This is a genomic window from Prauserella isguenensis (genome assembly GCF_014191605.1).
GTDB classification, from domain to species: domain Bacteria; phylum Actinomycetota; class Actinomycetes; order Mycobacteriales; family Pseudonocardiaceae; genus Prauserella; species Prauserella isguenensis.
On sequence record NZ_JACHWU010000002.1, the window covers coordinates 104,309 to 118,418 of the forward strand.

The window sequence follows — 14,110 nt, forward strand, 5'->3', positions numbered from 1 at the left end:
GTCACGGCACCAGCACGGTGACCATTTCGGCGATGCAGGCAGGCTTCGCCTCACCGTCGATCTCGAGGGTCCACCGCACGACCGCCTGCGTGCCCTGCTTCCCGGGCGTGGCCTCGGCGAGCTCGGCGCTTCCGCGGATCCGCTGGCCGACCTTCACCGGCTGCGGGAACCGCACCTTGTTCAGGCCGTAGTTGATCCCCATGCTCAGCCCGTCGACCCGGTAGACGTCCTTGGCCAGCCGGGGGATCAGCGACAGCGTGAGGAAGCCGTGGGCGATCGGCGCACCGAACGGGCCCGCCGCGGCGCGTTCGGGGTCGACGTGGATCCACTGGTGGTCGAGTGTCGCGTCGGCGAACAAGTCGATCTGGTCCTGTGTGACGGTGTGCCACTCGCTGTGTCCGAGCTGCTCCCCGACGGCGGCGGTGAAACTGTCCAGGTCGGGGAAGACACGGGCCGGTTCGGGCTCGGCTGTGCTCACGCCTTCGGCCCTCCGGCGACGTAGATGACCTGACCGGACACGAATCCGGCACCGTCGCTGACGAGGAACGACACCGTATGGGCGATGTCCGCCGGCTCGCCGACCCGGCGGACCGGGATCTCCTTCGCCGCCGCGTCCTTGAAATCCTCGAAACCCATGCCCAGCCGTTCGGCGGTCGCCGCGGTCATGTCGGTCGCGATGAAGCCGGGTGCGATGGCGTTGGCGGTGACGCCGAACTTGCCGAGCTCGACGGCCAGCGTCTTGGTGAAGCCCTGCAACCCGGCCTTCGCCGTCGAGTAGTTCGCCTGGCCACGGTTGCCGAGCGCGGAGGTGCTCGACAGGCTGACGATCCGGCCCCAGCCCTGCTCGGTCATGTGCTTCTGCACCGCACGCGACATCAGGAACGCGCCGCGCAGGTGGACACCCATGACCGCATCCCAGTCGGACTCGGACATCTTGAACAGCAGGTTGTCCCGGGTAATGCCGGCGTTGTTCACGAGCACGGTCGGCGGCCCGAGTGCGTCGGCCACTTCGCCGACCACGCGGTCCACCTCCTCGGCGTCGCTGATGTCGGCGGCCAGGCCTACCGCCGTGCCGCCGGCCGCGGTGATCGCGTCCGCGCCCGCCTTGGCTCCGGCCTCGTCGAGATCGATCAGCCCGACGGCGAATCCGTCGTCGGCGAGTCGCCGGGCGACGGCGGCGCCGATACCGCGGCCCGCGCCGGTGACGACGGCGACGCGGGACGGTGACTCCGGAACAGGGTTGTCCACCGACACGAAGGTCCTCCTCATCGAGTAAGCGTGCGCTTAGGAAGCTACCAGCCCGAGCGCCCGCGTGGGAGAGGCCGGAGAACCCGAGGACGCCGGAACCGGGCGTCGGGTCGCGACGTGCGGGTCCGGAGTCGGTCGAGTTCGAACCCGTCGGGGGAGTGGGCCGTCGAAAGGTGCGTCGGAGCGGGCGTCAGCTCACGACGCGGGCGATCACCGTGCGGAAGGCCCGGACGTCCACAGTGGATGGGTCCTCGGCCAGCCACGCCCCGGCGACGCGCACGAACTCCTCCGGCGTCAGCACGGCGACGTCGGTTCCGGCGGGCGTGAACGCGTCGGTGGGGGCGACCGTGATCGTGCCCGCACGACTCGGGTACAGCACGAGGGCCCCGCGGACGTCGACGCCGGGAAGCAGCTCGTCGAACACGTCGAGAGCCTCGGCGAGGCGGCTCCCGCCGCCGCCGAACCGGCGGCCGTTGCGCTGCAACACGTCGTCGGCGCCCGTGCTGTAGTGCCCGGGCAGCCAGCGTTTCGATTCGACGAGCACCAGCCGCCTGCCGCACAGCACGGCGTGGTCGATGTCGGCGAACACCGAACCGGGCCAGGCCAGTCCGTGGAAGATCCGTGCGCCCGGCAGGCGGGTGAGGTACCGGTCGAGCAGGTCCGCGGTACGACGTTCGGCGATCTGGTCGTCGTCGGTGCCGGGCCGGCCGAACACGACATCGCGCACTTCGGCGCGTGCGGCCCGCAGCGCCACATGGCGCCCGCGGACGTGCACGCCGACGGCGGTCACCGCCGCGACGGCCACGGCCAGTCCGGCGACCAGCACCGGCGCCGGTGCACCCGCGAGGACGAGGGTCGCGGCGATCGCGGTGGTGAACGCCGGGACGAGCACCGGAACCGCGTGTCCCGGCGCGCGGCCGGGGGACAGGTGCGTACGCGGTTCGGTGGCCGCGGACTCCCACCAGGGGATCGTCGCGGGATCGAGCCGCACGCGCGGTGGCCGGAACGACGGATCGTCCCCGAAGGCGCGGGCGCGTGGCCTGCGCGGCGGTGGGACCGGATCGGGGTCCGGAACCGGCAGCGGCTCGTCGGCCACGTCGTCGGTGTCGTCCGTGCCGTCGTAGGCTGCGCGCCGTTCGGGATCGGTGAGCGTGTCGTAGGCCTCGCGCAGCAGCGCGAACCGGTGCGCGTCGCCGCCCGTGTCGGGATGCCACGACCGTGCACGGGCGCGGAACGCCGATTTGATCTGCGAGGTCGTCGCGTCGTCGGAAACACCGAGCAGGTCGTAGAAGTCGACCTCGTCGGCCGCGTCGCCGGTCACGGGGCCGGGCAACGGGCCGTGCCGGTCGTCGTCGCGCACGCGCGCTGCACCTCCTCCGGGGCCTCCTCGGGTGCCGTGCTCGACCGCGGTCCGGTCCGCGGGCACGGCAGGGGTCGGCGCCATACTGTAAGCCGTCGGACGCGGTCCGTGACGCCGTCCCCGCGTGCGGTCGCGTCACGGCGGAGTCCCCGGGCGCGGTCACCGTAATCTGGACGGCATGGACGAGACCGGCGCGGGTAACGAGCCCGTCGTGGTGCTGGACGGTGGACTGGCGACGGAACTCGAGGCGCGCGGCAACGACCTGTCGGGTTCGTTGTGGTCGGCGCGGCTGCTGGCCGACGCGCCGGACGAGATCGTCGCCGCGCACGAGGCCTTCTTCCGGGCAGGGGCGGACGTGGCGATCACGGCGAGTTACCAGGCCAGTGCGGCCGGGTTCGCCGAGCACGGACTGTCGGAGGGCCGGACGCGGCGACTGCTGCGGCGCAGTGTGGACCTCGCCAGGGAGGCCGCCGCGCGGGCGGGTGGCGGACGGGTTGCGGCCTCGGTCGGGCCCTACGGCGCGTATCTGGCCGACGGGTCGGAGTACCGCGGCCGGTACGGGCTGACCGTACGCGAGTTGACGGCGTTCCATCGGCCACGGCTGGAAATGCTGGCCGAGGCGGGCCCGGACCTGATCGCACTGGAGACCGTGCCCGACGTCGACGAGGCCGTCGCACTGCTGGCCGCGCTGGACGCGGTGGACGTGCCCGCATGGCTGTCCTACACGGTGGCCGACGGCCGCACGCGGGCCGGGCAGTCGTTCGAGGACGCCTTCGCGGTCGCGGCCGGTGACGATCGCGTGGTGGGCGTCGGGGTGAACTGCTGTGCCCCCGATGAGGTGATATCCGCCGTCGACGCGGTGCGGGAGATCGCCGGAAAACCCGCCGTGGCGTATCCGAACAGTGGTCACAGCTGGGACGCGGTCGCACGTCAATGGACCGGGCGAGCGAGTTTCTCCCCCGCACAGGTGAGCGACTGGATTCGGGCGGGCGCGCGTTTCGTGGGTGGCTGCTGCCGGGTGTGCCCAGCGCAAACGGCGGAGATCGCGAAAACGGTTCGAAATTACGGGTCCTCACCCGATCGGGGTCATTAGTCGATCTCGAAAGGCGCCCCGCTCACGAGCGTGTGAGCCTCATTTTCCGGGTAGTCCGCAACCACCCGGAAAGGATGGTACCGGCGATGAATATTGGTGATTCATTCCGCAACGTCTTGGACACGGTGATCAATTTCCTGCCCAATCTCGCCGTGTTCTTGGTCATTCTCGTCGTCGGCTGGATCGTGGCGAAGGTGCTGCGCAAGGTCGTCGACATGGTGCTCGAGCGGCTGCATTTCGATCGCGCGGTGGAACGTGGTGGTATCAAGCGGGCGCTCGAACGCTCGAAGTACGACGCCAGTGATCTGATCGCAGCGATCGTCTACTACGCCGTCCTGCTGATCACGCTGCAGATGGGCTTCGCGGTCTTCGGTCCGAACCCGGTGAGCACGCTGCTCGCCGACGTGGTGGCCTGGCTGCCGATGGCCGTGGTCGCGATCGTCATCGTCGTGGTGGCGGCCGCGATCGGCAATGCCGTGAAGGACATCGTGGGTGCTGCCCTCGGTGCGTTCAGCTGGGGCAACTTCGTGGCCCGGGTGGCGCAGGTCTTCATCGTGGCGCTCGGTGTGATCGCCGCTCTGAACCAGATGGGCGTGGCCACCACGGTGACGACGCCGGTGCTGGTCACCGTTCTCGCCACGGTCGGCGGCGTGATCGTCGTCGGTGTCGGCGGCGGCATGGTGCGGCCGATGCAGCAGCGGTGGGAACGCTGGCTCGGCCGGGCCGAGTCGGAGCTGCCCGCATCGACCGGTTCGGACGAGGCTTACCAGCGTGGTCGTGAGGACACGATGCGCGCCCAGCCCGGTGCCCCCGCGACCGCTCAGCAGGAGCCCGCGACGGGGCCGATTCCGACGGCACCGGGTGCGTCGGGCATGCAGTCCGAGCAGCCCCGGCCCGACACGGGCGACTACCCCAGGTGACCGTCGACGAGTAGTTCCATCGCCGCGACGGGCACGTCCCCGACAGGATCGGGGGCGTGCCCGCCGTCGTGCGTGCGGTCCGCCGGCACGGCGTTCCCGGCCGATCGGGAGCACATCGGCCGAGTTCAGGAGAACAGGGCCGGGTCCAGCTCCGCACCCACCGCGGCGCCCGCCGTCGCGAGGAGGCACACGGCGGCCAGGCGGAGAATGACCCAGTCGGTGGTCGCACCTTCCGCCGACGGTGGTGTCCAGCCCGCGTCCCGGGCGGCGTCGTGCACCCCGCGGGCGTAGTAGGCGAGCTGGGCCTGGGAGACACCGCCCGCGCCGAGGGTCAGGATGTCGCGGATCGCCGCCGCGTGCTGATCGACGGCCGCAAGCCTGCCCACCGGCAGGAGAGCGGGTGCGGCGCCGATCCGGCCGAGCCGGTCGGTGAGAGCGGTGAGTTCCCGCCCGGCGGCAGACTCCCGCCACGTGTTCATCAACCAACCCATGGCCCCATAGTCTATCCACCCGTTCGGGTGGATCTTCAGGTGCTTCGTGACTCCCGGTTGTCGACGGGGGTGGGCGGGCGGTCGACGCAGCCCGTGCTGTCGCGTGCGGAGTCGTGTGATGTTCGGCCTGCCTGGACGGTTGTGGCGTGCGCGGCGTCACGGGCATCTACGCTGTCCGGACCATGCAGTCCTGTCCGCTCGCCGGAACCCGAGGAGCCGCCGTTGAGTGACGACGAAGGCCGTCTGATCGCGGAGCGTTATCGCCTGCGCTCGCGTATCGGTGCGGGTGCGATGGGCGTGGTCTGGCGTGCGGTCGACGAGGTGCTCGACCGCACGGTGGCGGTCAAACAGCTGCTGCTGCCCCCAGGCCTGAACCAGCGCGAGGCGGAGATCGCGCGGCAGCGTGCGTTCCGCGAGGGACGTATGGCGGCCCGGTTGCAGCACCCGAATGCGATCACCGTCTACAACGTCGCCGAGGACGAGGGCCAGCCCGTGCTGGTGATGGAGTTCCTTCCGTCACGGAGCATGGCCGACCTGCTGGGCGAGGGACGCGTGCTGCCGCCCTCCGAGGTCGCACGGCTCGGTGCGCAGGTCGCCTCGGCGCTGGGGGCGGCCCACGCCGCCGGGGTCGTGCACCGGGACGTCAAGCCGGGCAACGTGCTCATCGCGGAGGACGGAACGGCGAAGATCACCGACTTCGGCATCTCACGGGCCGCCGGTGACGTCACGCTCACCAGTACCGGCCTGCTCGCGGGCACGCCCGCGTACCTGTCGCCGGAGGCGGCGCGCGGGGCCGATCCGGGCCCCGAGTCGGATGTGTTCTCGCTCGGCGCGACGCTGTACTCGATGGTCGAGGGCGGTCCGCCGTTCGGCACGCTCGACAACGAGATCGCGCTGCTGCACAAGGTGGCCACGTCCGCTGCCGCGCCGCCGCGGCAGGCGGGCCCACTCACCGGCCCGTTGCAGGCGATGCTGCACCAGGAGCCCGAGCAGCGGCCGTCGATGGCGCAGGTCGAGGCGGCCTTGCGGGCCGTCGCTGCAGGGGCTACCCCGCAGCTCGAGCCCGCGACCGTCCCCGCGGCCGCTCCGGTCACCGCACCGATGCCCGCCGTGACGGCGGCGCCTGCGGCGGGAGCGGCGTCCCAACAGCGGCCTGCGACCCGGGTGGGACTTCCCGCGGTCGAGGCGCAGCGGCCCGCGGGTCGCCGCAGGCGGATCGCGGTCGTCGCGGCCGCGGTGGTGGCGGCCGTCGCCGCGGGTGTCCTCGCCTCCGAGATCCTGGTGCGCACCGTCGGCGCCTCCGGCTCGGAGGCCGGAGCGGCGCCGGTCAACACCTCGGCCCCAGCCCCGTCGTCGTCGCAGGCACCGGAGCCGACGAGCACGCCGCCGAAGCCGTCGCGCCCGGAGTTGGAGGCGGCGGTGGCCCGCTACTACGCGCTGGTCCCCGACGATGCCGACACGGCGTGGGGCTCGCTCGGCCCGAGCCTGCACGCCCAGGGCAGGGAGCAGTACGAGAAGTTCTGGGACGGTATCGAGAAGGTCCGGATCAGCGGCGGGCCTCGCGCCGTCGACGACGAGACCGTCAAGGTCCGCCTCGACTTCACGACCACCGACGGCGAACGCACCCGCGAGATGCACCGTCTGGGGATGACCGTGTCGGCGTCGGGCGATCCGTTGATCGACTCCGACGAGGTCCTGAACACCCGCGAGCTCGGCGGTGAAGGCGACGGCAAGGGCGAAGGTAACGGGAAGGGCGAAGGTAACGGGAAGGGCGAAGGCGAGAAGAAGGACGACGAGGACGACAGCGACGAGAAGGACGAGAAGAAGGAGGAGGGCAAGGGCAAGAAGGACGAGAAGAAGGACGACGGGGACGACGGTTAGGCGACGACGCGAGTGGGCCCGGTTTCCCGGGGAGCGCCGGCCATCGGCCGGATCGACGTCCCCTCGACACGCCCCTCCCGCCCGGCTTCGTTCGCGGTGAGGTCCCTACCACCGACGCCACGCACTGCGGTAATTTTGTCGTGATTGCCGCAGCTGAACACCTCAAAGGAATACCTTGGCCCAGGACGACGACTCCGCGACGCCCGACCCTGCGACGCCCGGAACCGGTGACGTACCGGATCGGACCCCGGGGACCGCGGCGGCGTCCGGCGGGCCCACCGACACCGACGAGGAATCCGCGCCCGGCTCCACCGCGGAGTCCGGTGATGCTGCCCAGGCCGGTGATGCTGTGGAGTCGGACGACACTCCCGACGTCGACGGAAGCCCCGAGTTCGACGAGTCCCGCTCAGCCGATGGGTCGGCCGCTCCGGACGCCGAGGAGTCCGCCCAGCCGAGCGTCGACGAGCTGGAGTTCGAGCCGGACACGGGCGAGGTGACGCCGGCGGACCCCACCGTCCAGGGTGCGTCCACGCCGGATCCGGTCGGCGACCCGGGGGAGACGGCCGGTGCGGACCAGCCGATGTGGCCGTCGGAGACCGACGCAGCCGCACTCGGCGCGGGTTACGGTGCCGGTGTTGCCACCGATGCGGACGCGCCCACCGATGCTGCCGCGCCCACCGGCTCCGGCCCGGAGTCCGGCCCGGAGGTCTCGGGCGGCACGGACGTCCTCGCTCCCGCCGACAGCACCGGCACCGCTGCCGCAGCATCTCCCGACAGCGAGTCCCCCGACAGCGAATCCGCCGAGACCGAGAGTTCCGCCTCCGGCGGGCTGCTGCCCGCCGACGTGCCGTGGCGCCGGGTCGGCGTGATCGCGGCGGCCGTGGTGGGGGTCCTCGTCGTCCTGTACGGCCTCGACCTGTTGATCAACCAGGGCGACGTGGCCCGCGGCCGCACCGTCGCGGGGGTCGACGTCGCCGGGCAGAGCCGTGAGGAGGCCGAACGCACGCTGCGTCGCGAACTCGACGAATCGTCGCCGGTCACACTCACCGGCGGTGGCGAGCACACGCTCGCACCCGAGTCGGCGGGCCTGGCCGTGGACTGGAGGGCGACGCTCGACGCGGCGACCGACCAGCCGCTGAACCCGTTCGCGCGCGTGGCATCGCTGTTCACGACCGAGGACATCGGACTCGTCTCGACCGCCGACTCGGCACAACTCGACGCCGAACTCGAGCGACTCCGCGACGACATCGACCGGAAGGCCTCGGAAGGAACGATCCGGTTCGACGGTACGACGCCGGTGCCGGTCGATCCGGTGAAGGGCCGCGAGCTCGACGTGGCCGGCGCGAAGTCGGCGATCCTGGCCCGCTGGGCCTCCCCGAACGCGGTGGAACTGCCCGTACGCATCCTGGATGTGCGGTCGTCGCCCGACACCGTCCGCGACGCGGTGGCCGACCTGGCCGAACCGGCCGTCTCCGCGCCGGTGACGATCCGCGGTGAAGGAGCGGACGCCACGGTGCGGCCGCGCGGTATCGCACGGTCACTGACGTTCGACGTCCGCGACGACGGGTCGCTGACGGCCGGGATCGACGAGGAAGTGCTGCGCGAGGTCGCGGCACCCCAGCTCGCCTCGACCGAGGACCCGGGCAGGGACGCGCACTTCACGTTCCAGGACGGCAGCCCGAAGATCCGGCCGTCCACGGACGGCTACGGCGTCGACTGGACCACGGTCGCGAAGGAGCTTCCCGGCGTGCTGACCGGTGACGGCGAGCGCGCCGTGACCGCACCCTACGGTGAACAGCCCGCCGAGCTGACCACGAAGGAAGCGCAGGCCCTCGGCATCAAGGAGGTCGTCGGCGAGTTCACCACCAGCGGCTTCGCCTACGACTCGGGGCTCAACATCAAACAGGTGGCGGAAGAGGTCAACGGTGCCGTCGTCGAACCGGGGGAGACGTTCAGCCTGAACGAACACACCGGGCCGCGGGGCATCGAGCAGGGCTACGTCTCCGCCGGCATCATCTCGGGCGGCCAAGCCTCGCGGGCCGTCGGCGGAGGCATCTCGCAGTTCGCGACGACGCTGTACAACGCGTACTACTTCGCGGGCCTGAAGGACGTCGAGCACAAGGAGCACAGCTACTACATCAGCCGCTACCCGGTGGGCCGCGAGGCCACGGTGTTCCAGAGCTCGGACGGATCGAGTGTCATCGACCTGAGGTTCAAGAACGACTCGCCGAACGGCGTCGTCATCCAAACGATCTGGACCCCGAGCGACATCACTGTGAAGCTGTGGGGCACCAAACGGTACGAGATCGAATCGGTCAACGGCGGCAGGTACAACTACACCGCGCCACCGACCGAGGTCCTGCCTGCGAGCGAGTCCTGCGTGCCGAGCAGCGGTTCCAGCGGCTTCAGCACCAACGACACGCGCATCTTCAAGAACCCGGAGACCGGAGAGGTGATCCGGCGCGAGAAGCGGGACGTCGTCTACCGGGGCCAGACGGCGGTCGTGTGCCTCGAACCGGAGCCCGAGCCCGAGCCGTCGGACGGCGGCGGTGACTCCGGCGGCAATGGCGACGGCGGCGGCAATGGCGACGGCGGCGGCAACGGCGACGGCGGGTCCGGCAACGACGGCGGCGGGGACAACGGCGGCAACGGCGACGGCAACGGCGGCGGCGGGGACAACGGCGACAGCGGCGGCAGCGGCGACAGCGGCGGCAGCGGCGACAGCGGAAGTACCGGCGGCGGCAACGCCGCCGGCGCCCGCGGAGCCGGCGGTGGCGCAGACGGACCGGCCGACAGGCGGTGACTCCCGTGCGTCCCGGCCGCGCTCGGCCAGGACGCACGGGCGGGTCAGCGCACGAGCACGGTCTGCTCGGCCTGCTCCCGGAGCTCGCCGATGACCGGCGCTCCCGGGATCTCGCCCGCGACGACCAGGCCCCCCGAGGTCTGCGCGTCGGCCAGCAGCAACGCCGTGTCGCCGTCCACCCCGGAGACGTCGACGTGCGGGCGGACCCAGTCGAGGTTGCGCGCACTGCCGCCGGGTACGAACCCGTCCGCCAGCGCCTGCCGCGCACCGTCCACGTAGGGCACCGCGGCGGCGTCGATCACCGCGGTGACACCGCTGGCCCGCGCGAGCTTGTGCACATGCCCGAGCAGGCCGAATCCCGTCACGTCCGTGGCACAGGTGACGCCCGCCTCGACGGCGGCACGGGCGGCGGCGTCGTTGAGTGTGGTCATGACGTCGATCGCCGCCTCGTTGCGTTCCCCGGTCGCCTTGTGGCGGGCGTTGAGCACGCCCAGGCCGAGCGGCTTGGTCAGGGACAGTGGCGTGCCGGGCGAGCCCGCGTCGTTGCGGAGCAACCGGTCCGGATGGGCCAGGCCCGTGACGGCGAGACCGTACTTCGGCTCGGGATCGTCGACGCTGTGTCCGCCCGCGAGGTGGCAGCCCGCGGCGGCGCAGACGTCAGCCCCGCCGTGCAGCACCTCGGTCGCCAGGTCCGGCGGCAGTTGTTCCCGGGGCCAGCACAGCAGGTTCAGAGCAAGAAGCGGCGTGGCGCCCATGGCGTAGATGTCGGACAGGGCGTTCGTGGCCGCGATCCGGCCCCAGTCGTAGGCGTCGTCGACGACGGGGGTGAAGAAGTCGGTCGTGGCGACGACGGCCTGGTCACCGGTGATACGTACGGCGGCCGCGTCGTCGCCGGTGTCGAGGCCGACGAGCAGATCACCCGGCGCGCCCGGCGGGGTGACCGCGCCGAGGCCGCGAACCATGTCCTCGAGCTCGCCGGGGGGAATCTTGCAGGCACAGCCACCGCCGTGGGCGTACTGGGTCAGTCGGGAAGTCATATCCCGATCCTGCCTGTGCGGGCCGTGATCGTCCTTGCGATGATGACGGCATGTCGGCGATCGCGGCATTGCTGCAGGGAGGCGCTTCCGGCCTGGTGACCGGCCCGGTCTTCAACACCGTGGAACGGCAGACACTGTCGTTGGCGGGTTCGATTCCCGTTCGCCTCCGCGAGGACCGGTGCGGGGGTGCGTCGTGACCGACCCACGGCGGCGCATCCCCCGCACCGATGCCCTGCTCGCCGAACCACGGCTCGCCAAGGCAGCCGATGAGCTCGGCCGCGACCGGGTGAAGACGGCGATCGTCGCCGCACAGGACCGCGCCCGGGCCGGGGAGATCGTGCCTGACGACGTGGCCGAGCACGCACTGGCCGCGGTCGATTCCCGGCGACCGCACCCGACGAGCCTGTCCCCGGTCGTGAACGCCACCGGCGTCGTCGTGCACACCAATCTGGGCAGGGCTCCGTTGTCGGAGGAGGCCCTCGACGCGGTACGGACCGCGGGCGGGTACACCGACGTCGAGTTCGACCTCGCAGGCGGCAATCGTGCCCGCAGGGGGACGGGAGCGCTCGCGGCGCTCGCCGAGGCGGTGCCCGACGCGGGCGGAGTGCACGTCGTCAACAACAACGCCGCGGCGTTGTTGCTGTGTGCGCTGACGTTGGCGCCCGGCAAGGAGGTCGTGGTGAGCCGCGGCGAGCTGGTCGAGATCGGTGACGGCTTCCGGATCCCCGACCTGCTGACCTCGGCGGGCGCGCGGCTCCGGGAGGTCGGTACGACCAACCGCACCGGCGTCGCCGATTACGCCGCGGCGATCGGACCCGACACGGGATGCGTGCTCAAGGTGCATCCGTCGAACTTCCGTGTCACCGGCTTCACCGCGGAGGCCTCGATCGCCGAACTGACCGGGCTCGGCGTCCCTGTCGTCGTGGACATCGGTTCCGGCCTGCTGCGCCCGCATGCGCTGTTGCCGGAGGAACCGGATGCGACGACGGCCCTGCGGGCGGGTGCCGCCCTGGTCACCGCGAGCGGGGACAAGTTGCTGGGCGGTCCGCAGGCCGGTCTGCTGCTGGGGGAGACGGGGCTGGTCGAACGGCTGCGACGCCACCCGGCCGCCCGGGCGCTGCGGGTGGACAAACTGACGCTGGCCGCGCTGGAGGCGACGCTGCGCGGTGAGAAGCCGCCGGTGGCGGCGGCGCTGGACGCCGACGTCGGCGCGCTGTGGGCGCGAGCGGAGCGGCTCGCGGCGCAGCTGACGGCGTACGGCGTGGCAGCGGCGGCCGTCGACTCGGTCGCTGCGGTCGGCGGCGGCGGCGCCCCGGGGGTGGAACTGCCGAGCGCGGCCGTGAGCGTGCCGGAGCGGTACGCCGAACCCCTGCGCACGGGCAGTCCGGCCGTCGTCGGCAGGCTCGACCGCGGCAGGTGTCTGCTGGACCTGCGGACGGTGCCGGAGGAGGCCGACGCCGAACTGGTCGAGGCGGTGTTGCGATGCACGTCGTAGCCACCGCAGGGCACGTGGACCACGGCAAGTCGACGCTGGTCCGCGCGCTGACCGACATGGAACCCGACCGGCTCGCCGAGGAGCAGTGGCGCGGGCTGACGGTGGACCTCGGGTTCGCCTGGACCAGGCTCCCCACCGCCGACGGCGGGGGCGACGTCGTCGAGGCCGATGGTCTCGCCGACGTCGTGGCGTTCGTCGACGTGCCGGGCCATGAGCGGTTCGTGCCGAACATGCTCGCGGGCGCGGGGCCGGTCACGGCAGCCATGCTCGTCGTGGCGGCCGACGAGGGGTGGCAGGCGCAGTCGGCGGAGCACCTCGCCGCGCTCGACGCCTTCGGCGTGTCGCGCGGCCTGCTGGTGGTCACGAAGGCCGACCGGGCGGACCCGGCCGACGTGATCGCCGACGCCCGGTCCCGGGTCGCGGCCACGACGCTCGGGGACGTTCCCGCGGTCGCGGTGAGCGGACGTACCGGCGCCGGACTCGACGAGCTGCGCAGAGCCCTCGCCGACCTCGTGCGCGGGCTGCCCGAGCCGGATCCGGCCGCCGACGTCCGGCTGTGGGCCGACCGGGTGTTCACGATCCGGGGGGCGGGCACCGTCGTCACGGGGACGCTCGGCGCGGGGCGGGTCGCCGTCGGCGACGAACTCGAGCTGTCGGGTTCGGGCGGACGGGTCACCGTGCGCGGCGTGCAGGCACTGGGACGCGATCGCGGGGAAGTGCCGGCCGTCGCGCGGGTGGCGCTCAACCTGCGGGGTGTCGACCGTTCCGGGGTGCACCGGGGCGAGGCGCTGCTCACGCCGGGGGCGTGGCGACCCACGTCGGAGGTCGACGTGCGGCTGCGCGGCGACAAGGCCGGCGAACTGCACCGCGACCTCGTCCTGCACGTCGGCGCTGCGGCCGTCTCCTGCCGGGTGCGCCCGCTGGGGGACGACACCGTGCGACTGGCCCTGGCGCAGCCGTTGCCGCTGCGGTACGGCGACACGGGGCTCTTGCGCGATCCGGGGGAGCACCGCGTGCCCGCGGGAGTGGAGATCCTCGACCCGGATCCGCCGGCCCTGCGTCGGCGCGGAGCGGCGCGGGAACGGGCGCGGGACCTCGACGGGAGCGATCCGGCGGTGGCCTACGTCCGCCGTTGCCGTGTGGTGGCGCCGGTCGAGTTGCGTGCTCGCGGGTTCCACCCGGACGTGCCGGTGCTGGCCGGGCTGTACGTCGACGCGGACCTGCTGGCCGAGCTTCCCGCGAGGGCGGCCGAGCGCGTGGACGCCCACGCCGCGGCCGAGCCGCTCGCCGCGGGGATGCCCGTCGAGGCGCTGCGCCGCGAACTGGGTGTCCCGTCGGTGCTGGTTTCCCGCATCGTCGACCGTGCGGAATTGGAGCTGCGCGACGGGCTGGTACGCAGGCCGGGCGTTTCGGTGCTGCCGCACGCGGTCGAGCGGGCCGTGCAGCAGCTCGAACGCCGTCTCGCGGCGGGACCCTTCCAGGCCCCGGAGGCCGACGACCTGGCCGAGCTGGGGCTGGGACAGCGCGAACTCGCCGCGGCGGAACGGGCGGGCAGGCTCGTCCGGCTCACCGACACCGTGGTGCTGGCGGCCGGGGCGCCGGGCCTGGCCGCGCAGCGGCTCGCGCGACTCGAGACGCCGTTCACCGTCAGCCAGGCCCGGCGCGTGTGGGACACGACCCGCCGGGTCGCCGTGCCGCTGCTGGAGCGGCTCGACGCCGACGGGGTCACCCGGAAACGCGACGACGGCACCCGCGACCTGAGCTGATCGACGGCCGCGCACC

At 72.4% G+C, this 14,110-nt stretch carries 11 protein-coding genes and 1 tRNA gene; 7 read left to right on the plus strand and 5 right to left on the minus strand.

Annotation, left to right across the window (positions count from 1 at the left end):
- Position 1: 1 nt before the first annotated feature.
- The 3 genes from FHS23_RS08970 to FHS23_RS08980 all read right to left on the minus strand — a co-directional run bounded on the left by FHS23_RS08970 (position 2) and on the right by FHS23_RS08980 (position 2,608).
- On the minus strand, positions 2-478 hold the full coding sequence (locus FHS23_RS08970; RefSeq protein ID WP_343053768.1) for a MaoC family dehydratase: 477 nt from the start codon (positions 476-478) through the stop codon (positions 2-4).
- A complete protein-coding gene (gene fabG, locus FHS23_RS08975; protein ID WP_183651552.1) occupies positions 475-1,269 on the minus strand; it encodes a 3-oxoacyl-ACP reductase FabG in 795 nt (264 codons plus the stop codon). Before fabG ends, FHS23_RS08970 begins: the two co-directional genes overlap by 4 nt.
- Positions 1,270-1,438: 169 nt before the next feature.
- Positions 1,439-2,608 carry a J domain-containing protein gene (locus FHS23_RS08980; RefSeq protein WP_343053769.1) on the minus strand — a complete coding sequence of 390 codons (1,170 nt, stop codon included), beginning with the start codon at positions 2,606-2,608 and terminating at the stop codon, positions 1,439-1,441.
- 178 nt (positions 2,609-2,786) lie between these two features.
- Here FHS23_RS08980 and mmuM point away from each other — a divergent pair, with 178 nt between their 5' ends.
- Positions 2,787-3,701: a homocysteine S-methyltransferase gene (gene mmuM / locus FHS23_RS08985; protein ID WP_183651559.1), complete on the plus strand. Its 915-nt coding sequence runs from the start codon at positions 2,787-2,789 to the stop codon at positions 3,699-3,701.
- Positions 3,702-3,787: 86 nt separating this feature from the next.
- On the plus strand, positions 3,788-4,621 hold the full coding sequence (locus FHS23_RS08990) for a mechanosensitive ion channel family protein (RefSeq protein ID WP_183651563.1): 834 nt from the start codon (positions 3,788-3,790) through the stop codon (positions 4,619-4,621).
- A gap of 125 nt (positions 4,622-4,746) precedes the next feature.
- Here FHS23_RS08990 and FHS23_RS08995 read toward each other — a convergent pair whose 3' ends face one another.
- Positions 4,747-5,112 (minus strand): DUF6401 family natural product biosynthesis protein, encoded by a 366-nt coding sequence (locus FHS23_RS08995; RefSeq protein WP_183651566.1) that lies wholly within the window; start codon positions 5,110-5,112, stop codon positions 4,747-4,749.
- Between the two features lie 222 nt (positions 5,113-5,334).
- On the opposite strand from FHS23_RS08995, the gene FHS23_RS09000 reads away from it, so the two are divergent.
- Both FHS23_RS09000 and FHS23_RS09005 read left to right on the plus strand, forming a co-directional pair.
- Positions 5,335-6,993 carry a serine/threonine-protein kinase gene (locus tag FHS23_RS09000; RefSeq protein WP_183651568.1) on the plus strand — a complete coding sequence of 553 codons (1,659 nt, stop codon included), beginning with the start codon at positions 5,335-5,337 and terminating at the stop codon, positions 6,991-6,993.
- A 175-nt stretch (positions 6,994-7,168) separates the two neighbouring features.
- Positions 7,169-9,796: a VanW family protein gene (locus FHS23_RS09005; RefSeq protein WP_246381901.1), complete on the plus strand. Its 2,628-nt coding sequence runs from the start codon at positions 7,169-7,171 to the stop codon at positions 9,794-9,796.
- Between the two features lie 44 nt (positions 9,797-9,840).
- Here the strand turns inward: FHS23_RS09005 and selD are convergent, their stop codons facing one another.
- Entirely contained in the window at positions 9,841-10,833 is a 993-nt protein-coding gene (selD, locus tag FHS23_RS09010) for a selenide, water dikinase SelD (protein ID WP_183651571.1), read from the minus strand.
- Between the two features lie 77 nt (positions 10,834-10,910).
- Here selD and FHS23_RS09015 point away from each other — a divergent pair.
- The 3 genes from FHS23_RS09015 (at position 10,911) to selB (ending at position 14,094) form a co-directional block, all read left to right on the plus strand.
- Positions 10,911-11,002: transfer RNA gene (locus tag FHS23_RS09015), tRNA-Sec, on the plus strand.
- Positions 11,003-11,026: 24 nt separating this feature from the next.
- On the plus strand, positions 11,027-12,328 hold the full coding sequence (gene selA / locus FHS23_RS09020) for an L-seryl-tRNA(Sec) selenium transferase (RefSeq protein WP_183651575.1): 1,302 nt from the start codon (positions 11,027-11,029) through the stop codon (positions 12,326-12,328).
- A complete protein-coding gene (selB, locus tag FHS23_RS09025) occupies positions 12,316-14,094 on the plus strand; it encodes a selenocysteine-specific translation elongation factor (RefSeq protein ID WP_183651579.1) in 1,779 nt (592 codons plus the stop codon). The genes selA and selB overlap by 13 nt, the downstream gene beginning before the upstream one ends.
- Positions 14,095-14,110: the final 16 nt, after the last annotated feature.

Bases quoted from the DNA above. Each gene is read 5' to 3' on its own strand.
- FHS23_RS08990 (WP_183651563.1), top strand. From the start codon at position 3,788: ATGAATATTGGTGATTCATTCCGCAACGTCTTGGACACGGTGATCAAT.
- selD (WP_183651571.1), bottom strand. From the start codon at position 10,833: ATGACTTCCCGACTGACCCAGTACGCCCACGGCGGTGGCTGTGCCTGC.
- selB (WP_183651579.1), top strand. From the start codon at position 12,316: ATGCACGTCGTAGCCACCGCAGGGCACGTGGACCACGGCAAGTCGACG.
- mmuM (WP_183651559.1), top strand. From the start codon at position 2,787: ATGGACGAGACCGGCGCGGGTAACGAGCCCGTCGTGGTGCTGGACGGT.
- fabG (WP_183651552.1), bottom strand. From the start codon at position 1,269: ATGAGGAGGACCTTCGTGTCGGTGGACAACCCTGTTCCGGAGTCACCG.
- FHS23_RS08995 (WP_183651566.1), bottom strand. From the start codon at position 5,112: ATGGGTTGGTTGATGAACACGTGGCGGGAGTCTGCCGCCGGGCGGGAA.